At 69.4% G+C, this 18,369-nt stretch carries 27 protein-coding genes; 20 read left to right on the top strand and 7 right to left on the bottom strand.

Going from position 1 to position 18,369, the window contains the following annotated elements:
* Window positions 1-5 precede the first annotated feature (5 nt).
* The 11 genes from AC1RSJ_RS04160 to AC1RSJ_RS04110 all read left to right on the top strand — a co-directional run bounded on the left by AC1RSJ_RS04160 (window position 6) and on the right by AC1RSJ_RS04110 (window position 9,769).
* Window positions 6-332 (top strand): hypothetical protein, encoded by a 327-nt coding sequence (locus AC1RSJ_RS04160; RefSeq protein ID WP_493117078.1) that lies wholly within the window; start codon window positions 6-8, stop codon window positions 330-332.
* Entirely contained in the window at window positions 329-763 is a 435-nt protein-coding gene (locus AC1RSJ_RS04155) for a hypothetical protein (RefSeq protein ID WP_493117077.1), read from the top strand. The genes AC1RSJ_RS04160 and AC1RSJ_RS04155 overlap by 4 nt, the downstream gene beginning before the upstream one ends.
* 53 nt (window positions 764-816) lie before the next feature.
* On the top strand, window positions 817-1,659 hold the full coding sequence (locus tag AC1RSJ_RS04150) for an IPT/TIG domain-containing protein (protein ID WP_493117076.1): 843 nt from the start codon (window positions 817-819) through the stop codon (window positions 1,657-1,659).
* A 95-nt stretch (window positions 1,660-1,754) separates the two neighbouring features.
* Complete coding sequence (locus AC1RSJ_RS04145) at window positions 1,755-2,165, top strand: hypothetical protein (protein ID WP_493117075.1); 411 nt, start codon at window positions 1,755-1,757, stop codon at window positions 2,163-2,165.
* A gap of 50 nt (window positions 2,166-2,215) precedes the next feature.
* Window positions 2,216-2,539, top strand: coding sequence for a hypothetical protein (locus AC1RSJ_RS04140; protein WP_493117074.1), 324 nt, complete (start codon window positions 2,216-2,218; stop codon window positions 2,537-2,539).
* Window positions 2,540-2,548: 9 nt separating this feature from the next.
* Window positions 2,549-5,059: a phage tail protein gene (locus AC1RSJ_RS04135; protein ID WP_493117073.1), complete on the top strand. Its 2,511-nt coding sequence runs from the start codon at window positions 2,549-2,551 to the stop codon at window positions 5,057-5,059.
* 1 nt (window position 5,060) lies between these two features.
* A complete protein-coding gene (locus tag AC1RSJ_RS04130; RefSeq protein WP_493117072.1) occupies window positions 5,061-5,915 on the top strand; it encodes a phage tail family protein in 855 nt (284 codons plus the stop codon).
* Window positions 5,916-5,923: 8 nt separating this feature from the next.
* The gene (locus AC1RSJ_RS04125) at window positions 5,924-6,958 is read left to right on the top strand and encodes a hypothetical protein (protein ID WP_493117071.1); all 1,035 of its coding nucleotides are present in this window, start codon (window positions 5,924-5,926) and stop codon (window positions 6,956-6,958) included.
* Complete coding sequence (locus AC1RSJ_RS04120; protein ID WP_493117070.1) at window positions 6,958-7,878, top strand: M15 family metallopeptidase domain-containing protein; 921 nt, start codon at window positions 6,958-6,960, stop codon at window positions 7,876-7,878. The genes AC1RSJ_RS04125 and AC1RSJ_RS04120 overlap by 1 nt, the downstream gene beginning before the upstream one ends.
* Entirely contained in the window at window positions 7,878-9,059 is a 1,182-nt protein-coding gene (locus AC1RSJ_RS04115) for a hypothetical protein (protein ID WP_493117069.1), read from the top strand. The genes AC1RSJ_RS04120 and AC1RSJ_RS04115 overlap by 1 nt, the downstream gene beginning before the upstream one ends.
* Window positions 9,059-9,769 carry a hypothetical protein gene (locus tag AC1RSJ_RS04110; protein WP_493117068.1) on the top strand — a complete coding sequence of 237 codons (711 nt, stop codon included), beginning with the start codon at window positions 9,059-9,061 and terminating at the stop codon, window positions 9,767-9,769. The genes AC1RSJ_RS04115 and AC1RSJ_RS04110 overlap by 1 nt, the downstream gene beginning before the upstream one ends.
* Here the strand turns inward: AC1RSJ_RS04110 and AC1RSJ_RS04105 are convergent.
* Window positions 9,766-10,242, bottom strand: a complete 477-nt coding sequence (locus AC1RSJ_RS04105; RefSeq protein WP_493117067.1) for a hypothetical protein — start codon at window positions 10,240-10,242, stop codon at window positions 9,766-9,768. The genes AC1RSJ_RS04110 and AC1RSJ_RS04105 overlap by 4 nt on opposite strands.
* A gap of 10 nt (window positions 10,243-10,252) precedes the next feature.
* Window positions 10,253-10,438: a hypothetical protein gene (locus AC1RSJ_RS04100; protein WP_493117066.1), complete on the bottom strand. Its 186-nt coding sequence runs from the start codon at window positions 10,436-10,438 to the stop codon at window positions 10,253-10,255.
* A 56-nt stretch (window positions 10,439-10,494) separates the two neighbouring features.
* Here AC1RSJ_RS04100 and AC1RSJ_RS04095 point away from each other — a divergent pair, with 56 nt between their 5' ends.
* The 7 genes from AC1RSJ_RS04095 to AC1RSJ_RS04065 all read left to right on the top strand — a co-directional run bounded on the left by AC1RSJ_RS04095 (window position 10,495) and on the right by AC1RSJ_RS04065 (window position 14,814).
* Window positions 10,495-10,794 (top strand): hypothetical protein, encoded by a 300-nt coding sequence (locus AC1RSJ_RS04095; RefSeq protein WP_493117065.1) that lies wholly within the window; start codon window positions 10,495-10,497, stop codon window positions 10,792-10,794.
* 35 nt (window positions 10,795-10,829) lie between these two features.
* Complete coding sequence (locus AC1RSJ_RS04090; protein ID WP_493117064.1) at window positions 10,830-11,426, top strand: hypothetical protein; 597 nt, start codon at window positions 10,830-10,832, stop codon at window positions 11,424-11,426.
* Between the two features lie 10 nt (window positions 11,427-11,436).
* Window positions 11,437-12,084, top strand: a complete 648-nt coding sequence (locus AC1RSJ_RS04085; protein ID WP_493117063.1) for a GIY-YIG nuclease family protein — start codon at window positions 11,437-11,439, stop codon at window positions 12,082-12,084.
* A gap of 65 nt (window positions 12,085-12,149) precedes the next feature.
* On the top strand, window positions 12,150-12,569 hold the full coding sequence (locus AC1RSJ_RS04080; RefSeq protein WP_493117062.1) for a hypothetical protein: 420 nt from the start codon (window positions 12,150-12,152) through the stop codon (window positions 12,567-12,569).
* 91 nt (window positions 12,570-12,660) lie between these two features.
* Entirely contained in the window at window positions 12,661-13,047 is a 387-nt protein-coding gene (locus AC1RSJ_RS04075; RefSeq protein ID WP_493117061.1) for a hypothetical protein, read from the top strand.
* 29 nt (window positions 13,048-13,076) lie between these two features.
* The gene (locus AC1RSJ_RS04070) at window positions 13,077-14,531 is read left to right on the top strand and encodes a hypothetical protein (protein WP_493117060.1); all 1,455 of its coding nucleotides are present in this window, start codon (window positions 13,077-13,079) and stop codon (window positions 14,529-14,531) included.
* Window positions 14,532-14,535: 4 nt separating this feature from the next.
* Window positions 14,536-14,814, top strand: a complete 279-nt coding sequence (locus AC1RSJ_RS04065) for a hypothetical protein (RefSeq protein WP_493117059.1) — start codon at window positions 14,536-14,538, stop codon at window positions 14,812-14,814.
* A 294-nt stretch (window positions 14,815-15,108) separates the two neighbouring features.
* Here the strand turns inward: AC1RSJ_RS04065 and AC1RSJ_RS04060 are convergent, their stop codons facing one another.
* The gene (locus AC1RSJ_RS04060; RefSeq protein ID WP_493117058.1) at window positions 15,109-15,822 is read right to left on the bottom strand and encodes a hypothetical protein; all 714 of its coding nucleotides are present in this window, start codon (window positions 15,820-15,822) and stop codon (window positions 15,109-15,111) included.
* A 227-nt stretch (window positions 15,823-16,049) separates the two neighbouring features.
* Between AC1RSJ_RS04060 and AC1RSJ_RS04055 the strand changes: the two genes are divergently transcribed.
* Window positions 16,050-16,415 carry a hypothetical protein gene (locus tag AC1RSJ_RS04055; RefSeq protein ID WP_493117057.1) on the top strand — a complete coding sequence of 122 codons (366 nt, stop codon included), beginning with the start codon at window positions 16,050-16,052 and terminating at the stop codon, window positions 16,413-16,415.
* Window positions 16,416-16,610: 195 nt separating this feature from the next.
* Here the strand turns inward: AC1RSJ_RS04055 and AC1RSJ_RS04050 are convergent, their stop codons facing one another.
* Genes AC1RSJ_RS04050 through AC1RSJ_RS04035 form a run of 4 tightly spaced genes read right to left on the bottom strand, consistent with a single transcriptional unit; the run spans window position 16,611 to window position 17,980 of the window.
* Complete coding sequence (locus AC1RSJ_RS04050; protein ID WP_493117056.1) at window positions 16,611-16,976, bottom strand: hypothetical protein; 366 nt, start codon at window positions 16,974-16,976, stop codon at window positions 16,611-16,613.
* A gap of 44 nt (window positions 16,977-17,020) precedes the next feature.
* Window positions 17,021-17,419, bottom strand: coding sequence for a DUF7718 family protein (locus tag AC1RSJ_RS04045; protein WP_493117055.1), 399 nt, complete (start codon window positions 17,417-17,419; stop codon window positions 17,021-17,023).
* 19 nt (window positions 17,420-17,438) lie between these two features.
* Complete coding sequence (locus tag AC1RSJ_RS04040) at window positions 17,439-17,741, bottom strand: hypothetical protein (RefSeq protein WP_493117054.1); 303 nt, start codon at window positions 17,739-17,741, stop codon at window positions 17,439-17,441.
* A 2-nt stretch (window positions 17,742-17,743) separates the two neighbouring features.
* Window positions 17,744-17,980 (bottom strand): hypothetical protein, encoded by a 237-nt coding sequence (locus AC1RSJ_RS04035; RefSeq protein ID WP_493117053.1) that lies wholly within the window; start codon window positions 17,978-17,980, stop codon window positions 17,744-17,746.
* A gap of 176 nt (window positions 17,981-18,156) precedes the next feature.
* Between AC1RSJ_RS04035 and AC1RSJ_RS04030 the strand changes: the two genes are divergently transcribed.
* The gene (locus tag AC1RSJ_RS04030; RefSeq protein WP_493117052.1) at window positions 18,157-18,360 is read left to right on the top strand and encodes a three-helix bundle dimerization domain-containing protein; all 204 of its coding nucleotides are present in this window, start codon (window positions 18,157-18,159) and stop codon (window positions 18,358-18,360) included.
* Window positions 18,361-18,369 lie beyond the last annotated feature (9 nt).

The following is an 18,369-nucleotide window of genomic DNA, read 5'->3' as shown; positions in this document are numbered from 1 at the left end:
TCGTCGTGGCCGTCGTCTACGTGTACGCGGGCATCCTCGCCGCGAAGATCGCCGGGGAGTCGCCCGAGATGGACGCGGTCGCCGGGCGACTCGCGGCGCTCGCTCGCGGCTTCGCCGGCAACGACGCGGCCTTCGCCTCATCGATCCACGTCCGTCGGGTCCGCGGCCGCCGCGGCGTCACCGACCGGCTCGTCGAGGCGACCGACCCGCTCGCCGCGCCGAAGGAGCTCGGCCACGTGATCCGGAACAGCGCCGACGGCCCCGTCCTCGGGTACGTCCGCGGCCGCCACGCGATGCGGAAGGCCGTGCAGGCGATCGGAACCGTCTCGTGATCGACGCCGAGGCGTACATCGCCGAACTCCTCGCGCAGACGATCGCCGCGGCCGCCCTCGACTACGACGTCGTGATCGCCCCGGGCATCGACACATCGCAGCTCGTGGGCGACTTCCCGCAGCTGATCTGGGACCTCACCGGCGACGGCGAGATCTCGAACGGCCCCGGCGCGTGGTCATTCACCCTCTCGGCGAACTTCTACGGCATCGGCATGGATCATGCCAAGGCGTTCGCGCGAGCGGCGTACGCGGCGATCAGGACGTGGGACGACGACCCGTGGGCGACCGCCCTGGTCGTCGACGGCGACCGGATCGTGATCCCTGAGATGGCCGACATCGACCTTCCGACGCGGACGGCGCAGACCGACATCGGCGGCCGTCACGTCGTGCAGTACTCGGGCTCCTGGAGCGTCCTGCTCCGAGCCTCGTAGATCCTCCAGCGCCCATCAGGGGCGGGCCAGCAGCCACAGATGGAGGAGCGCGCATGGGCGCGAACAAGAGCGCGATGATCGTGCCCGGCCACGGGACCCTCTTCGTCGCGGATGCCGGCACTGCGATGCCGGCGGACTGGACCGACTTCAGCCTCACCGGCACCGAGCCGCCGAGCTGGACGAACATCGGCCACACGTCGAAGGACAACCTGCCCGCGTTCTCGCGCGACGGCGGCGACAAGACCGTCCTCGACACGTGGCTCGCCGACGCGGTCGGCGTGATCTACGCGTCGACGAACTGGGGCCTCGGCTTCAACTCGCTGCAGGTCGACGAGGACAACCTGAACCTCGCGTTCGGCGGCTTCTTCGCCCCGAACGGCAGCTACGTCGTCCCGTCGTCGAACCCGGGCCTCGAGAAGGCGCTGTTCCTGTTCATGACGGACGGCACCGGCTCGCTCGGGTTCTACATGCCGGAGACGTCGACGCAGCTCGGCGACGCCCCGTCGATCGACGCGACGAAGTTCTTCGAGCTCCCGATCGCGGCGTCGATCCTCGCCGCGGACCCCGCGCAGATCCCCGCGAACACGCAGGGGGTCCCCGGGATCATGGAGGTCTTCAAGTCCTCCTTCGTGGTGCCGGTGCCGAAGCTGCTCAGCGTGACGCCGGCGTCGGCCGCGTCGGGCGCGCAGGTCGTCATCAAGGGCCGCGGCTTCACCGGGGTGACCGGCGCCGCCGGTGTGAAGTTCGGCTCGACGAACGCCGGCGCCGGCAACTACTCGCTGATCGACGACCGGACGATCGCGGCCACCGTGCCGACGGCCGCCGCCGGCTCGATGCCGATCACGGTGACGAACACCGCGGGCACCTCCACGGCGCTCGCCTTCGCCCACTCCTGATCCCCCGACACCCCTGCTCCCGTCCTGGACATGCTGGCCGGCGGGAGCAGGGGCCCACACCAGTACTCGGCCAGCAGACCAGGAAGTAGGCCAGCATGGACATCCCGGAGGGCGCGAAGGCGCCGACCGACCACCAGCCGCCCGCGGCGCAGGACGCCGAGCCAACCCAGGACGAGCTCCTCGCCGACATGCCGGAGCTGCAGCGCAACCTGCGGCCCCGCCAGCGGAACGTCGTCACCAAGCTCGCGCTCGATGCACGCACCGCGCTCGGCATCAAAGGCACCCCGGACGACGCGGCGATCACCGTCGACGTCGAGTCGATGACCGATCAGGAGCTCGGGGTCGTCCTCGACCTGATCGCCGACATCGACGACTTCGCCGAGTCGATCGCTGACGACCCCGCCGCCTACCGCGAGTGGGCCGCGAAGGCCGACAACTCCGCCTTCCTCGCGATCCTCGGAAGGTACGGCGAGGCCTCGGGGGAATCGCGCAGCTCCTCGAGCTGAACGAGGCCTACGCGGGCGCGCTCACGTTCGACTTCCGCCGGTACTTCGGCATGGGCTGGCGCGACATCGTCGCCGAGCCCGTCGACGTCGAGCGCGCCCGCGAGGCTCTCGCGCTCGTGGAGCAGCTCAACTACGAGCCCGACTCCCACTTCGCCGCCGAGCTCGCCGGCGGCATCAAGTTCCTCGGCTGGACCCATGACCGGATCCTCGCCGCGGACCTCCGCGACCTGGTCCTGATGCTCCTGCACGGTCTGGCCGGGAAGCCAGCGCGCGAGGAGGACCTGTACCCGCGTCCGCAGGTCGAGGCGCCAGCGGACGCGCTCACGATCGCCGACTTCAACCTCCCCGCGTTCCGGCGGTGGATCTCGACCTAGGAGGTGCGCGTGGCCTCTGTGGGTGGGAAGTCGGCGGGCCGGGTCAACATCCGGGTCCTGCCGGACTCGTCGAAGTTCCGGCAGGACCTGAAGAAGTCCCTCGACCGCGTCGAGCGCACCGTGTCCGCGTCGATCGCGGTCGCCGCCGACACCCGGCCGCTGAAGCAGCAGGTCGACCGTGCGATCAAGGACCTGAACAAGAAGCGCGTCGACCTCAACGTGCGCGCGCAGTCCGCCGGGTTCATCGCGCACCTGAAGGAGCTCACCCGGAAGCGCGACCTGCCGGTGGCGCTGAAGATCACGAAGTCGTCGGCGATCCAGGTCGCCACTCTCCTCGCCTCGTTCTCGGGCGCTCGGCTCGCCGGCGACTTCGTGCAGAACCTCGGCGAGCGGCTGCAGAACCTCGACCGAGCGCTCCCGAAGATCGCTGCGCTGTCGCTCGGCATCGCCGGACTCGCCGGCGTCGCGCTCAACGCGGTCGCCGGACTCGGCGCGGTGGTGGTGCAGCTCGGGCAGCTGGCGCCGCTCGCCGCGCTCCTGCCCGGCTTCTTCGTCGCTGCGGGTCTCTCGGTCACGACGCTCGTGCTCGCGCTGAAGGACGCGCCGAAGATCCTTGCCGGGACTCTCTCGGGCTACAAGGCGCTCGCCGGCGTCGTGTCGACGAACTTCTGGGAGGTCGCGGCCGCCCCGATCCGCGAGCTGCTCGGCTCGCTGCTGCCCGGTCTCCGCGAGGGGTTCGCGAGTCTCGCGGGCGAGCTCGGGTCGGCGTTCGGCGGGATCGCGTCGACGCTGCAGTCTGCGCTCGGCGGCGGGATGCTCGGCTCGATCTTCGCCGACATCTCGGCCGGCGTGACGACGGCGCTGCCGGGCATCAACTCGTTTACGTCGGCGTTCGTGACGCTGCTGTCGATCGGTGCGTCGTTCCTGCCGCAGTTCGGCGCCTGGGTCTCGCAGATCGGTGGCGACTTCGCCGCGTGGCTGACTGGCGCGGAGGCGTCCGGTGCGCTCGCGGCCGGGATCCAGAACGCTCTGCAGATCGTCGCCGAGCTCAGCTCGTCGCTGGTGAGCATCGGGTCGATCCTGTCGGGGGTGTTCAACGCCGGCGGCGGGGATGCGATCAACGGTCTCGCGACGACCCTCGCGACGATCGCCGCGGTGGTGAACGGGCCGGCGTTCCAGGACACGCTCGGGACCTTCTTCGCCGGCGCCGCGCAGGGCGCTGCGGGGCTCGCGGCCGCGCTCGGCCCGATCGGGTCGATGTTCCAGGCGCTCGCTCCGACGCTGTCGAGCATCATCGCCGGATCCGGGGCGCAGCTCGGCGTCTTCTTCTCGGTGCTCGCGAGCGCGCTGTCGTCGCCGGTGTTCGCTCAGGGGCTGTCGGGGTTCTTCGGCGGCATCCAGGCGGGGCTGACGGCGATCCTGCCGGCGCTCCCGGCGCTGGTGTCGATCTTCTCGTCGATGATCGGCTTCGCCGGTCGTCTGGCCGGGACGCTCGGGCCGGTGCTCGGTGCTGTGTTCCAGGCGCTCGCGCCGGTCGTGACCGGACTGCTGACCGCGATCGAGCCACTGCTGCCCATCCTCGGCGACGCGCTGATCTCGGCGGTGAGCGTGCTCGGACCGCTGCTGGCGACCCTGGCGCAGACGGTGCTGCCGCCGATCGTGGCGCTCTTCGGGGCGCTCGTGCCTGCGATTCTGCCACTGGTGACCGCGCTGCTGCCGCCGCTGATGGCGATCATCACGGCGCTCGTGCCGATCATCACTGCGCTGGTGCCGCCGATCGCGACGCTCATCGGCGCGGTGCTGCAGCTGATCACACCAATCCTGGGGCTGATCGCGCCGCTCGTGAATCTGCTGGCGCCGATCATCACGACGCTCGCGCAGATCCTGCTCCCGGCGCTCACGCTGCCGCTGCAGCTGCTGACGCCGGTGATCAACATCCTCGCGACCGCGATCGGCGCGACGGCGAACATCCTCGGCACGATCCTCGCCGGTGCGGTGAAGGCAATCACCCAGCTGCTCAGCGGAGACCTCGACGGGGCGCTGAAGACGGTCGGCGACACGTTCGGCGCGGTGAAGGACATCGCGACCGGCGCCTTCAACGGCGTCGCGTCGGCGGTGGCCGGCGTGATCAACGCGGTCATCGACATCATCAACGGGGCGATCGACCAGATCAACTCGGTAGCGAAGAGCGTGAAGGACGCGACGGGCGGCGCGATCGACATCAAGATCGGGAAGCTCGGGCATGTGTCGGCGCCGAAGCTCGCGCTCGGCGCGACGGTGCTGCCGTCTGAGGGCGGCACGCTCGTGCGGCTTGCTGAGGCGGGGCGTGCTGAGACGGTCGTCGACTACGGCGTCCAGAACCGGGCGCTCGCGCTCACGAGCGCGCTCGCCGAGCGGGCGCTCGCCCAGGCCGCAGCGTCGACCGGTGGCGAGCAGACGTTCAACGTCTACCCGCCGGTGGGCGAGGACCCGCGGGTGACCGCGCGCGCGTGGGCGCGAGAGCTGCGACTGGGAGGCTGATGTGGCGACTCTGCTGCTCGGCAACCGGGTCTTCTCGTCCCGTCGCGGCGAGGCGGGCGGCCGCTGGTACTTCCGGGCGCTGAAGGACTGGCAGTCCCTCGCGGACTCGAAGTCCGACATCGAGGAGCGTCCGCGCGGGCACGGCGCGTTCGGGATCACGGACGACTTCCGTGGTTCCGTCGCGCCGTCGTTCGAGGGCATGTACCTCGGCACGAGCCGCGCGGACGCGCTCGCGAAGCAGCGGGAGCTGAAGGGCCTCGCGGGCGCGTACCGGGCGCTCATGCCGATGACGCTCACCGACGAGGACGGCGCGTTCACCCGCCAGGTCAGCCTCCGGCGGATCGACATCGACGACATCCGGAACCAGACCGTCGTGACCTTCCAGGTGTACACGGTCGCCCCGGATCCTCGGATGTACGGCCCCGAGGTGCAGTCGGGCCCGGTCGGGCTGCCGACTGCCAGCGGCGGATACGTCTGGCCGGCGGTCTGGCCGTCCGACTGGGGCACCGCCGGGAACGCCGGCCGCCTCACCCTGGTGAACCCGGGGACGGCGGCCGCGTACCCGCGCATCCAGGTCACCGGCGGCCAGGACGGCGGCTTCTCGCTCCGCGAGGTCGGTACGGGCCGGGAGACGCGCCTCGAGCGCGCGATCCCTCTCGGCTCGACCGTCACGCTGCTGTCCCGCACCGGTCGCGTCTACCTCGACGACCCCGGCAACGACCTCTCCGGCTCGCTCACCCGCACGGACTTCCCGGTCGTGACGCCGGGCGGCTCGGTGACGTTGCAGGTCAACACGCTCGGCCCGATCTCGGGCACCCCGCTGTTCACCGGCTGGCTCGCGCCGGCCTACTGGTAGGAGTCGACATGACGATGCGTCCCGCCTGGCCCGGCCCGACCGGCGTCACGTCGACGACCGACGGCCGCCTGGACTTCGCCGGGCTGATCGTCCGCACGGCGGCAGGTGCGCCGCGCGCGGGCGTGTTCTTCCGGCACGCGAACCCGCTCGTCACGGCGCGGTCGGACATGAAGGTCGACGTCGCGGCGTTCGAGGGCGTGTCCGTCCGCGGTGGCGTGCTGTTCCAGTCGAACGACGGCACGACCCAGGTGACGATCGCGACGGCGCCGACGGCGAACTCTCGCATCGACGTCATCTACTTCAAGCAGAACGAGCAGGCGTCCCCGTACGGCGACGCCAACGACCTGCCGGTGCTCGGTGTCGTGGCCGGCTCCCCCGGTGCGACGCCGACGAAGCCGAGCCTCGCGGCGTTCCCGGGCGCCGTGGAGCTCGCGACGGTGCTCGTGCCGGCGAACGTGACCGCCACGAACGCTGGCGGCGTCGTCATCACGCAGACGTTCCAGTACACGGCGCTCACGGGCGAGCCGATCCCGGTCCGGAACTCGACCGAGCGGGACCAGCTGTTCGGGTACGCGCCGATGACCGAGGCGCTGCAGCTCGACACCGGCGCGAAGTTCCGGTGGAACGGGACGTCCTGGGGGCCGCTGACCCGCCACGCGGAGTGGACGGCATCCCCCACGGTGAACAACGCCGGCGGGACGTCGACGTCGGTTGGGACGCTCACGCCGGTGACGGCCGCGACCTCCGACTCGAGCTTCGCGACGGCGATCGCCGGTGGCCTGACGCTGCAGCCTGGCCTGTACCTGATCGACGCGTTCACGAACATCTCGACCGCCGCGACGGGGCGCTCCTTCATCGAGCTCGACGACGCTGCGGGGAACCCGCTCGCACGCGGCCCGGTCGGCGCCGGCGAGGACCGGATGTCGCTGCCCGCCGTGACGGTGTACCTCGCGGCGGCCGCGGACGTGAAGTTCGTCGTCTACCAGACGTCTGGCGCGGCGCGGATCATGCCGACGAGCATCCACATCACGAAGCTCGGCTGATGGGGAGTCCCGCCGGGGCGCTCACCGCCGCCGAGCTCGTCACCGCGCAGGCCCTCTGGGGGCTGCAGCTGCGGGCCGATGCTGGCGCGTCGTTCCGGCGGATGAACGTCGACTACGCCGCGCAGAACCAGGGTGCGCAGCTCGTCGGCTACCGCTGGGGTGCCTACCGCGACGCCGCCCTGCAGCATGCCATGCACCTTCGACCGACGGCCTACAACGTCGCCGAGGGCGTGATGGTCCTCGATCACCCGTACGGCACGCACGAGACCGGCACAGCGCTGGATCTCGTCGGCGCCGGCGACAGAGGGACCGTGGCCGGCCGGTGGCTCGCCGCGAACGCCTACCGCTACGGGTGGGCGCTCGGCGTCATCGCGGGCGACCGCGCGCACCTGCAGTACTACCCCGCGAAGGACACCCGCGCCGGCACGACGCCGGCAGGCACCGGCGCGACACCCGTCCGCGAGGAGAGCATCAGCATGGCCGGCATCAACTTCAAGAACTCCGACGGCACCCTGTTCACCGTCGGAGACGGCTGGGGCATGCTCTGGACGTCCGTCGGGGACTTCTCGTTCCAGACGAACTGGGCGGCGTGGCCGATCCGCGAGGTGTCGATGACCTCCGACCAGATCGTGACCCTCGTCAACGAGGCGGTGAACCGCGGCAAGGCGTGGGGCGCCGTCGCGCCGACGGGCGGCGGCACGACGTCGATCACGGCGGCCGACGTCGACGCGGTGCTGAAGGACGACTTCAAGGCGATCAGGGACCAGATCGGCGCGCTCCCCGCGCCGACCGCCGGGGGGGTCACCCCGAACCAGCTGACGACCGCGCTGGCCGCCGAGCTCGACCGGATCCGTGCGCTGGTTCCGACGGCCGCCGAGGTCGCGAAGGCGGTGCGCGCCGAGATCATCAAGGAGGCCTGATGCCCCGGGTGATCGTCGGCGACCTCCTCACGGGGAAGAACATCGTCGACCTGCCGTTCACGAAGTACCGGTGGCAGCAGTCCCGGAACGCGGCGGAGACGCTCGAGGCGACCGCGATCCTGTCGGACCCGGACGTCGCCGAGCTCGGGCTTCGGAACGCCACGGCGGGCGGGAAGGCGTTCCTCGCGATCATCGAGGACGACGGGCCCGAGTGGTTCCCGGCGGCCGGCCCCATCCCGCCCGATCCGGGCCCGACGTACAGCTGGGACGACCTGACGCTGAAGGTCCCCGCGTCGGGGCTCTGGTCGTTCTGGAAGGAGCGGTTCGTGCTCCCCGCGGCCGCGCGCACCTTCGACGTCACGAAGTGGCTGGTGCCGGATCCCTCGGACGCGACGAAGACGATCTCGAACCCGGCGATCGGGACGACGATCTCCGGCGTCGACGGCTCGACGATGGTGAAGCGGCTCCTGCAGCAGGCCCGCGCGCAGGTGAACTCGTCCCTCCCGCTGGTGTTCCAGCCCGACGTGGCCGGCACGCGCACCAAGTCCTGGGACGCGACCGCGTTCAAGCCGCTCTCGGAGGCGCTCACCGACATCACGCAGCTCGAGTGGGGCCCCGACATCCAGTTCGTGCCGCGGTTCCGCACGGACCGCCAGGGCATCGAGTGGCTGGTGCGGGTCGGCACCGAGGACTCACCGATCCTCGGCATCGAGAACTCGGTGAAGTGGACCCTCGACGGCGACCAGCGCGGCACCGAGAACGAGGTCGTGAAGGGCCTCACCGGCGGCTACCAGGGCCGCCGCCGGTCGACGGAGTACGCGACCGGAGGCCGCGGCGCGGACTCCGTCGTCGTCGCGCGTCGCTCGTCGCAGATGCTCCTCGACCTCGGCTTCCCGTACCGGGAGGGCCTCGACTCGTCGCACTCGACCGCCAGCGAGCAGTCGACGCTCGGCGACATCGCCCTCGGCAACCTGCTGGTGTCGGGGCACACGAGCGCGCCGGTGCGGTTCAAGGTCCGCAAGGACGTCGCCCCGCTGGTCGGTTCGTACGGACTCGGCTACCAGGTCGAGCTCGAGGTCCGCAACGACCCGTTCTTCGAGGACGGCACGATCAACGGCATCATCACGGCACTCGCGTCCGACCAGGGCCGCTGGGTCGACGTCACGGTGGAGGAGTTCTGATGGGCTTCGGCTCGGAGCAGTTCCCCCTTGACGACCTGCAGCTCGCGATCGACGAGATCAAGCGGCGGCTGCTCGAGCTCGAGCGGCCGACGGGCACGCAGGTCGGGTCGCTCGTGCAGCAGGTGCAGACGGCGATCGCCAACATCCAGTCAGCCATCCTGAACGCGCTCGCCGGCGGATTCACAACCGTGTCGATGCACGCGACCGGATCTACGCAGATCGACGGCAACGAGACCGTCAACGGCACCCTGAGCGCGGTTGCAGGGCTCACATCGGTGGGCGCCTACTCGCTGGACGTGTCGACGCTCCCTGGTGGTCGGCAGACGGTCTGGCAGCACAACAGCGGCCGCTACGGGTTCGCTCCGTCCACGCGGGAGTCGAAGGCGAATCTGCGGGCGCTGCCGTTCACCGCTGCGGACGCGCGCGCGGTGTCTGGGTGGCTGTTCCAGTACCGGAACCAGCTGGCGATCCGTCACGACCCGGAGAACGAGTTCTACGACCCGGAGTATCCGGTCCCGTGGGATGTGGGTCTGATGGCCGAGGACCTGATCGCGCACAACATGTCGTGCTTCGTGGTGTTCGAAAAGGACGGCGGAACGCCGAAGACGGTCAACTACGACCTGTTCGGCGCGATCGTGCCGCTCGTGCTGGACGCCGACACCCAGAGACAGATCGCCGAACTCCGGAAGTCGATTACAAGCGCCGCCTAGGGCTTGAACGCGCGGTCACACTCCGGATGATCCGGGTTCGGGACCGTAATCGTGAAGCAGACCGTCGGGAAGCACGAGGTGTCGTTGACGCCATCGGACGAGTTCGCCTGAGAGCCGGCGGGGCAGCGAACGGGTCCCGCCGGAGACGACGACCCGGTCGCACCCAACGGGCGCTTCGGAGCCTGCTGGGCCGCGAGCTCCGCCTGACGCCGCGCCTCGGCCGCGGCTGCCTGTTCCGCTGCTACACGAGCGGCCTCGGCAGCGGCTGCGGCCTCACGGTCGGCGGTCGCCTGCTTTGCGGCTTCGGCCTCCTCGGCTCCGTGCCCGGCGGTGTCGATCGCCGGCGCCTCGCTCGGCTCCGCGACGGCGGCCGGCTTCGTGCCGGCGCTGCTGAACGCGTACGCCGCGGCACCGCCGACTGCGATGCAGACGACGAGTCCGATCGCGACGGCGAGGGTCTGCAGCTTGCTCATGCTGGGGATGCTACTCCGTATCGTGCGCATTCTGCACCCCCGTTTCACGGGACAGGTTGATAACGGTGCGGCGGGATAGCCCCGATGCGTTCGCGATCTGCTCCCAGGTCTTGCCAGCACGTCGCGCGTCACGGATGAACTCGGGGCGGCGGGCGTCGAGCTCAGCGGTGATGCGGAGCATGTCCATCGGGTCCATCCCGAAAGTGTAAATCCTGCACACTCTCGAGCGGTGCAACGACAGGCGGGGGTCTGATGGCTGGCGAGACGGGACCGGAACCCACCGGCTGGGAGCTGATGCGCCGGCTCGACGATCTGCAGCGGTCGGTGGAGAAGGTCGGCGATCGGGTCGTGCCGATGGACCTCTACAACGCGGACAAGGCGGGGAACGCCGAGCGGCATGGTCGTTCCGAGGCGCGCATCCGTGACCTCGAGGCGCAGGCGGTCGAGGGCGACAAGCTTCGCCGCCAGCAGCGGCTGACGATCGCGCTCGCGGTTGTCGGGCCAGTTCTTTCGTTCGCGCTCGGCTATCTGGCTCAGGTGGTGCACTCATGATGAAGCACACGCGGAAGCGCCCCGCGCTCGTGAACGTGCTGTTCGTGCTCGTGATCCTCGCCGGAGTCGCCGGGATCACGACTGGCTACGTCGGGTTCGGGCAGTACGCGTCCTCGCAGCAGAAGCGCGCCGATGACCTGCGCACGACGCTGGGCGAGCGGCAGAAGCTCAACGAGCGCCAGCAGGACCAGCTCGCTGACCTGCTCGACAAGTACGCGGCGCTGGCCGCCGACTGCCAGGCCGCGAACTGCGTCACGTCAGCGCCGTCGCCACAGGTGCTGCAGCAGATCATCCAGGGCACGCCCGGCGCGACCGGCGCTGCGGGCCGGCCGCCGACGACGAGCGAGATCCTCGCCGCGATCCAGCAGTACTGCTCGGCGCGGTCGAACTGCGCGGGCCCGCCGGGGGCCGCGGGTGACGCCGGGGCCGCTGGATCCCCCGGGGCTACCGGCGCGACCGGAGCCGACTCCACGGTGCCTGGGCCAGCGGGCCCGCAGGGATCCGCCGGCCCCGACGGACGGTCGGTTTCGTCGATGCTCTGCCAGACGGATGGAACGTGGCTGATCACGTACTCTGACGGCGCTACCCAGACCGCGGACGGACCGTGCCGCGTTTCGCTTCTCGGGGGCTGACAGGAGATCCGTGTCTGACACCGGCTCGTATGCGTACGTTGGCCTGCCGCTCACTCCCAACGTCTTTATGGAGTTGACGCTGGACCTCTTCGGGGGGCGCACGATGAGGCGAAACGACCTGATTGAGCTGGTCGTCGCGCGACATCTCGATCTCGGAGGCGCGCCCGCCAACGGCAACCTGATCTCTCTGGCGAAGAAGGCGCTGAACACCGCAGCCACTCGCGGACTGGCCGAGATGACGGGCGCGTACGGCTACTGGCGGATCCTCGGTGACCCTGTCGATGATCAGATCGACTCGCCTGAGGTTGACGAGGATGGCTTCGACGACGACGGCGCCACAGCGCGTCCCGCCGTCTACGCGTACTACCTCCCCGCGTACGAGCTGCTGGCAAGTGCTCAAGGGCGCACGAAGTGGCCGCATAAAGTCGGGATGAGCACGGTGGGCGCCGAGGCGCGCATACGCGATCAGGTCGGAACGGCCATCCCCGAGGCGCCGGTCGTCGCGCTGGTCCACGAGACAGATCAGCCAGCGTTGCTGGAGCGAACCATCCACGGTGTGCTCGAGCTGCGCGGTCGGCGCGTGCGCGGCGCAGTGGGGACCGAGTGGTTCGACACGAACGTCGAAGAAGTCCGCGAGATCATCGCGTTCACCGAATAGCAGAAGTAGGAACGAAGGGCCTCGGCGATGCCGGGGCCCTTCGTCATGTCCGACGAGGAGACCCCATGAACACCGTGTTCCAGAAGTACGCCACCGCCATCTTCGGCGTCCTCACGATCGGCGCCGGTGGACTCGCCGCGCTGCTCGCAGCGCTCAGCGCGCCCGACGCGCCCACCCTCTCCGTGTGGATCGCGTCGCTCTCGTACGCCGTGCTGATCATCGGCGCGGTCGGCACCTTCTGGGTGCGGCTGCTGCCCGGCACATGGCAGGGGCGCGCGAAGACCGGCGTCGCGATCGCCGCTGCGCTAGTCACGTTCGCGATCCAGTTCGTCGTGCCGGACTTCAACCCGGTGACGCAGATCCCGATCATCGCCGTCGGAGTGCTGAACATCCTCACGACGCAGCTCGGCGTGATTATCCGCACCGACGACGACCGCACGCTCACGGAGCGCGAGGCGGACCTGCAGGCCGGCCATCCGGCCTGACTGCCCTCGCCGGCCGTCATCGCGACTCCCGCGGTAATCGCCGGCGTTCTCCTGCACGACCTTATCCACCCCTGAACGGAAGGAGCCGGCGATGGCTGGCATGACCCAGACGGAGGCGCAGGCGACCCTCGACCAGCGCTTCCCCCTCACCGGGGCGGGCGACTACATCGCCTACTCCATCAACGGCACGTCGGAGTTCTCGGGGCTCGCGCGCACGGCGATCGGCGCGACGGGGTGGGCGGCTGCGACTGCTGCTCAGCCGTCGGTCAAGGCGAACGCGAACGTGCTCACCACCGCGGCGGCGACGGGCGCCGGCGCGATCTCCCACTTCGCGGTGTTCAACGCGGCGACGGCGGGGACGCAGCGGATTGATTGGACGACGATCACGGACACCGGCGGCACCGTGATCACGAAGTCGGTCGCGGTCGGCGACCAGCTGAAGTTCGACGTCGGGCAGCTCAAGGTCACGCTCGACTGATCAGGACGGACGACTGAGGGAGGCGCGGCATGGCGATCGGAACCCGGTCCTCGTCGACGGTCTCCTCCGCGTCTCGCACGAACACGACGGTCACGGCGCCCGCCGGCGCGACGACCGGTGACCTGATCGAGGTCGTGCTCCTCCTCGGAGCGTCGACCTCGATCAGCCCGACGGCGCCGGCCGGGTGGGCGCTGGTGAACCAGACCACGATGACGGCGCCGGACCCGTACGTCGTGAACACCCGCACCTATGTGAAGGCGTTCGACGGTGCGACGTCGTGGACGTGGACGCACGCGGCCGCGACGACACAGGCGCGCGCCACCGCGCGCACCGGCGTCGACCTGACGACCCCAATCGACGTCACGGGCAGCAGCCTGCAGAAGAACGAGGGCTCCGGCACCACGGCGGTCGTGATCCCGTCGATCACCACCGTGACCGACGGCGCGCTGCTGTCTATGGTCCGCGCGTCGTGGGACGGGAACGCGATCACCCCTCCCGGTGGCGTCACCGAGACCTACGACGCCCCGGTGCTCTGGACGGGCGAGAAGCTGCAGAGCCCCGCCGGCGCGACGGGGACGTTCAGCATCCCGCACGGCAACGGGTCGAATAGCCTCCCGTACGCCGGCAGCATGATCGCACTCCGACCCGCGTCGACGGGCGGTACCCTTTATCCGATCGCTGGATCGGCGGCTGCTGTTTCGACGGCGTCCGGCGCTCCCACGGCGTTGCTGACGGCCGCTGGCGCCGCGGCGGTCCTGTCCGGCGCCGGGGCGGCGCCGTCCGTCGTTCGCGCCTCGAGCGGGACGGCCGCGGCGGTCACTGGGGCGTCTGCGTCGCCGACCTCGGTGCAAGCCGTGTCGGGCAGCGCAGTGGCCGCGAGCGGCGCGTCTGCGACGCCGAGCGCGCTGCTCGGGGCGTCGGGGACCGCAGCTGCGCAGTCTGGCGCGAGCGGGTCAGCGACGGCGCTACGTGCTGCGTCTGGGACGGCGCCGGTCTCGTCCGGAGCATCCGGTTCGCCGACCGTGATCCAGGCGGGGTCTGGGAGCATCTCGGGCACGGCGACTGTCGTGAGCGGTGCGTCCGGCACGCCGACCATCATCGGCGCAGCGTCCGGTATCGCGGCTGCGTCTAGCCGGGCGTCAGGATCGCCCACAGCATTGGTGACGGCTTCGGGGGCCGCGGCTGTCGTATCGGGCGCTGCGGGCTCCCCGACCGTGACCCGCGCCGTCTCTGGCACCGCAGGCGTCGTGTCGGACGCCGCAGCGACGCTGACCGCGCTCCGGCTCGTCGCGGGGCTCGTCTCGATCCTGTCGCGAGCGTTCGGTTCGCCGACCGTCCAGAGCCAGCACGACTGGCGAGACATCACGATCACGGCCGGCGAGATCGTCGGGCATCCGCTCAGTGCGAGGCCGATCGTCGGGCACGAGCTCGACGCGGGCGAGATCACCGGCCACCCGCTGCAAGCGGGACGAATCGAAGGGTGAGGCGATGGACCTTCCTCGCGACGACCAGCAGTACGGGCACATCCCGGACGTGACGGGCGTCCCCGACGGTGGGACCGTGCTCGTGCAGGTCGGCACCGGCAAGCCTTGGGTCGCGGCCGAGGCGGACGGGACTGCCAAGTACCGGGTGCTCTTGCGGGGCCCGGAGTACGCCGACGACGTCAACGGCTACCTCGTCGACGTCTCGCCGGCAAAGGTCCGCCTGCGGGTGAAGGACGCCCCGGAGTCCGCCTCGGTCGCCGCCGGGTACGTCTACCTGACCTGATCCACCGCCACACACATGCGCCCCGGCGCTCGATCCTCCTCGCGAGGGTCGGGCGCCGGGGCGCTTTCGTGTATCTGCCGTTAGCCGGCGTCGTCGTTCGGCTGTTCGGGACCGCCGGCCAGACTGCGGCGCCGGTCTCGCCGTACTCAGCGTCGCGGCTGCGTAGGGCGTTGGCGCCTCAGGTATCGCACTAGGAGCACGACTGCAGTGATCACGACCGCGGCTATTACAGCCGAGCTCACGATCCAGAAGAAGTCGGGCCAGAAGCCGAGGACGGGGTTTGAGCTCATGAGCTCAATTGTTGTACGCGGAGTAGTGGTCGTTACGCAGCTGGAACACGAGGAAGTAGTTCCTGCTGCAGGCGCCGCCGGCGCAGGTGTAATCGAGACCGCCCTGCGCGGAGGCCGCGGAGCTCGCGGTCTCGTTCGCCTTCAAGATCTTGGTGTAGGCGCCCGTGCACGAGCCGCCGTAGCAGTTCCACGTGAGCCCGCTCTTGCCGGTGATGCGGTCGTATCCGTTCAGGATCGTGCTGAACAGCACGGTGTAGGCGAAGTCGGCGAGAACCACGTTGGTGTGCACGTTGCACGAGTAGTTGTTGATGTACGGGGCCTGCGAGACCAGCTTGCATCCGTAGATGTCGGCCTGCGGGGTCACCGTGCCCGGCTTCCCTCCCGACGGCGGCATGGTGTCCTGGGTCAGCACCGAGATCGAGCCATCGGCGTAGGTGGAGACGACGTCGAACGAACCGCCGTGCTTGCGGGTCTCCTTCGAGACCGGCTGCGCGCCAGTCAGCGACGCCCACACACCGCCGGCCTTGTAGGAGTTGAGCAGCTGCTCCTGGACCCCCGACTCGACGCCGTACTGAGTCCAGGTCGCACGGAAGTGAGCTTCGTCGCTCGAGCTGAGGGGGACGGTCGCAGCCTGCGCGGCGGTCGGCGCGACACCGAGCAGAGCGAGGGTCGCGACGGCGAGAGCTGAGGTGAGGAGGGGGAGCCTTCGTGTCTTCATGCGAAGGAAGCTACGCATCCTCAGTTCGCGTCGGATCCGGGATCTCCATCTACCCCCGCGGCGCATGATCTGGCATCGCGCGCGCATCTGTCCGGCAGGCCGCCGGTCCTTACGCTCGATGGGTGAACAGACTGTTCCACTTTGTTTCCTTGAACCAGCGTGACGGATGCTCATACTCTGCCGCCGAGGGTGATGACAGGCATCGCCCCGAGACGAGGGAGCACCCCATGAAGAAGACGTTCATCACCACCGCAGCGCTCGCGATGGCCGTCGGCGCGACGCTGCTGTCGGCGCTCCCGGCCTCCGCTCAGACCCTCAGCAAGAGCTGTTCCGCCTCGGACGAACTGTGCTCGGTCACGATCACCGCCAACGCGTCGGACTTCGCCTCCTTCGTCACGAACTTCCCCGGCGGCACCACGTACGTCGGTGGGTACTCCATCGTGAAGGGCACCTCCGGGACCGTCCTCTGCCACGGGACCATGAAGCTCAAGGCCCAGAAGAGCTGCTCCTTCCCGACCTACTCCGGCCAGCTCACCTTCACGTACGGCAAGAGCAACGCCGGCGCCGGCAGCGTCACCTTCGGCTCGAACTAAGAAGAACCGCAGGCGCCCCGACGCTCGATTCCTCCTCACGAGGGTCGAGCGCCGGGGCGTTCTAGTCGTGCCCGGACTCAGGCGGGGCGGATCGCGATGACCTGACGGCGAGCGGATGCTATTCGCACGCCAAAGGGTGACGACACGGCGACGGTTGCGGATCGCATGAGCAACTCGCCCGTCGTCGGCGGCGCGTTACCTAGCCGCGTAGTCGAACGACTGCGCTCGATCGACACTCATTGTCGTCTTCGCGCCCAACCGGAACGGCCCGAGATTGTTGCGCGTGCGGAGGCGGAACATGCCCATCGACATGTCCTGCGCAAAGACATCGGTGCCGGCCTCACCGGATCCCGGCGGGACTTTCGATCCTTCGATCGTGAAGATCGTGAACCGCTTCGCCTCCGCGTAAGCGATGTTCGCCGAACCGCCCACAGCCTCAACGCGCTTGATCACTTCGCTCAGGTATTCGCTAGGCGTGGTGATCACCAGGGGGCAGGACCCGTCCTCCGCGACGTAGGGCAGCTCAACGACCTGCGGCCCGACGGCGATCGCCGTCATCACGCGTCGCACTACTTCGTCGCGATCAACTCCAGCAAACCGGGACATCAGAGATCCGGCCCCTTCGTAGATTCAAGATACGAGCCATACACGAGGTCGTAGGAAGATGTAAACGATTGTTGCACGTCTTCCTGAGAGTGAATAGGCCTCAGAGATGTCGTGTTCTCGTCCGTGTGGGGCACCCCGACGTGCATGTGGACGGTGCCGTGCTTGCAGTCGACGCAGCAGACTTCGCTCCAGGATCCGTCCGATCCTCGTCGGGTGTAGATCACGGCGTAGTCCACCAGCTGCATATTCCACTCGCGCAAGCGCATGGTTATGCGGTTGACACCGTCAGCATCGAGAGGCACCAGGATCTCTCTTTCGTCGCACTCTGACTTTGGCGGCGGGGTCCAGGTCGGGTCAGGAGGCGTCTCGTCCTCTCGTGGCGGACGACGACTCGACATAATCTCCACATGCTAGCGGTCAACGACGGACCGCTGATTTCCATACCCACGCCCGGTGCACTGCGCCGGCAGGTGTACGCCAACGGATCACAACCGCGCGCGACGTCCACGCGACCGCTTCCGCTTCGACGGAGAGGGCGGAGACGCCGTAGTGCACCCACGCGCGGACGCGGATCGCGCGCTCTGGGGTGACGATCACTTCGGTGTCCCGCTCGAGCTCCTCGGTGGTGAGGGTCTGCGGGTCGTTGCCGGTGATCCGTTCGATGATGCGCTGGTCGGCGAGCCGGTCGAAGTGCTCGGCGTACCTCTTGTTCGTCCCCAACGTCAGGGCATGCGGGTGCCATCAAGGGCGATGATCGGCCGCCACCCGAGCTCGTAGTGCTTCCGCTGCGGCCACGGCCACTCCGCCGGCGGGATGCCGAGGTCGGTGATGTCCTTCCCGTCGCGCCAGACGCGCTCCCACGCCGGGTAGAGTCCGGCGGCGAGGTGGGTGCGTTCGTGCTCGGCGGGGGCGGTGCTGTTCGGGGTGATGTTCGGGCGGTCGCGACGGAAGCGAGACATGGGGTGCTCCTCAGCTAGACGGAGCCGCCGGCCCGGCGATGAGTGCAGAGTAGCCGCCTACCGCCGACAGCGCATCCGGACGGCCGAGCCACCCGCACTGCTCGATGAGCAGGCGCCTCGGGGTGGCGATTGGCGGCTCACAAAGCGTTCACGGTCGCCGTCTAGCGTGTCGTGTCATGGCTACTGAGTTCGACCCGAAAGCGGTCGTGGAGCAGGTGTCCGAGTCTCTAAGGAAGCGGTTCCCTGATGCGGCGCCGGACCGTGTCAATGAGCTGGTGACGGCCGAGGTGTACCGTCTCGCCTCGCTCCCAGTGCACGACTACGTGGCGGTCCTCGCCGAACGCGAGGTGAAGAAGGCACTCAGGCGCGCCGCGCGCTGACCGATCGAT

It is taken from the genome of Schumannella sp. GW821-FHT10F01, from assembly GCF_058809295.1.
This window is presented reverse-complemented; position numbering and strand designations above follow the sequence as displayed.

Excerpts from the sequence above, each read along its gene's own strand:
- AC1RSJ_RS04095 (WP_493117065.1), top strand. The coding sequence starts at position 10,495 with ATGGCTGGCGAGACGGGACCGGAACCCACCGGCTGGGAGCTGATGCGC.
- AC1RSJ_RS04100 (WP_493117066.1), bottom strand. The coding sequence starts at position 10,438 with ATGGACCCGATGGACATGCTCCGCATCACCGCTGAGCTCGACGCCCGC.
- AC1RSJ_RS04030 (WP_493117052.1), top strand. The coding sequence starts at position 18,157 with ATGGCTACTGAGTTCGACCCGAAAGCGGTCGTGGAGCAGGTGTCCGAG.
- AC1RSJ_RS04070 (WP_493117060.1), top strand. The coding sequence starts at position 13,077 with ATGGCGATCGGAACCCGGTCCTCGTCGACGGTCTCCTCCGCGTCTCGC.
- AC1RSJ_RS04115 (WP_493117069.1), top strand. The coding sequence starts at position 7,878 with ATGCCCCGGGTGATCGTCGGCGACCTCCTCACGGGGAAGAACATCGTC.
- AC1RSJ_RS04140 (WP_493117074.1), top strand. The coding sequence starts at position 2,216 with ATGGGCTGGCGCGACATCGTCGCCGAGCCCGTCGACGTCGAGCGCGCC.
- AC1RSJ_RS04045 (WP_493117055.1), bottom strand. The coding sequence starts at position 17,419 with ATGTCGAGTCGTCGTCCGCCACGAGAGGACGAGACGCCTCCTGACCCG.
- AC1RSJ_RS04035 (WP_493117053.1), bottom strand. The coding sequence starts at position 17,980 with ATGTCTCGCTTCCGTCGCGACCGCCCGAACATCACCCCGAACAGCACC.
- AC1RSJ_RS04110 (WP_493117068.1), top strand. The coding sequence starts at position 9,059 with ATGGGCTTCGGCTCGGAGCAGTTCCCCCTTGACGACCTGCAGCTCGCG.
- AC1RSJ_RS04075 (WP_493117061.1), top strand. The coding sequence starts at position 12,661 with ATGGCTGGCATGACCCAGACGGAGGCGCAGGCGACCCTCGACCAGCGC.
- AC1RSJ_RS04065 (WP_493117059.1), top strand. The coding sequence starts at position 14,536 with ATGGACCTTCCTCGCGACGACCAGCAGTACGGGCACATCCCGGACGTG.
- AC1RSJ_RS04080 (WP_493117062.1), top strand. The coding sequence starts at position 12,150 with ATGAACACCGTGTTCCAGAAGTACGCCACCGCCATCTTCGGCGTCCTC.
- AC1RSJ_RS04125 (WP_493117071.1), top strand. The coding sequence starts at position 5,924 with ATGACGATGCGTCCCGCCTGGCCCGGCCCGACCGGCGTCACGTCGACG.
- AC1RSJ_RS04150 (WP_493117076.1), top strand. The coding sequence starts at position 817 with ATGGGCGCGAACAAGAGCGCGATGATCGTGCCCGGCCACGGGACCCTC.
- AC1RSJ_RS04055 (WP_493117057.1), top strand. The coding sequence starts at position 16,050 with ATGAAGAAGACGTTCATCACCACCGCAGCGCTCGCGATGGCCGTCGGC.
- AC1RSJ_RS04060 (WP_493117058.1), bottom strand. The coding sequence starts at position 15,822 with ATGAAGACACGAAGGCTCCCCCTCCTCACCTCAGCTCTCGCCGTCGCG.
- AC1RSJ_RS04105 (WP_493117067.1), bottom strand. The coding sequence starts at position 10,242 with ATGAGCAAGCTGCAGACCCTCGCCGTCGCGATCGGACTCGTCGTCTGC.
- AC1RSJ_RS04145 (WP_493117075.1), top strand. The coding sequence starts at position 1,755 with ATGGACATCCCGGAGGGCGCGAAGGCGCCGACCGACCACCAGCCGCCC.
- AC1RSJ_RS04120 (WP_493117070.1), top strand. The coding sequence starts at position 6,958 with ATGGGGAGTCCCGCCGGGGCGCTCACCGCCGCCGAGCTCGTCACCGCG.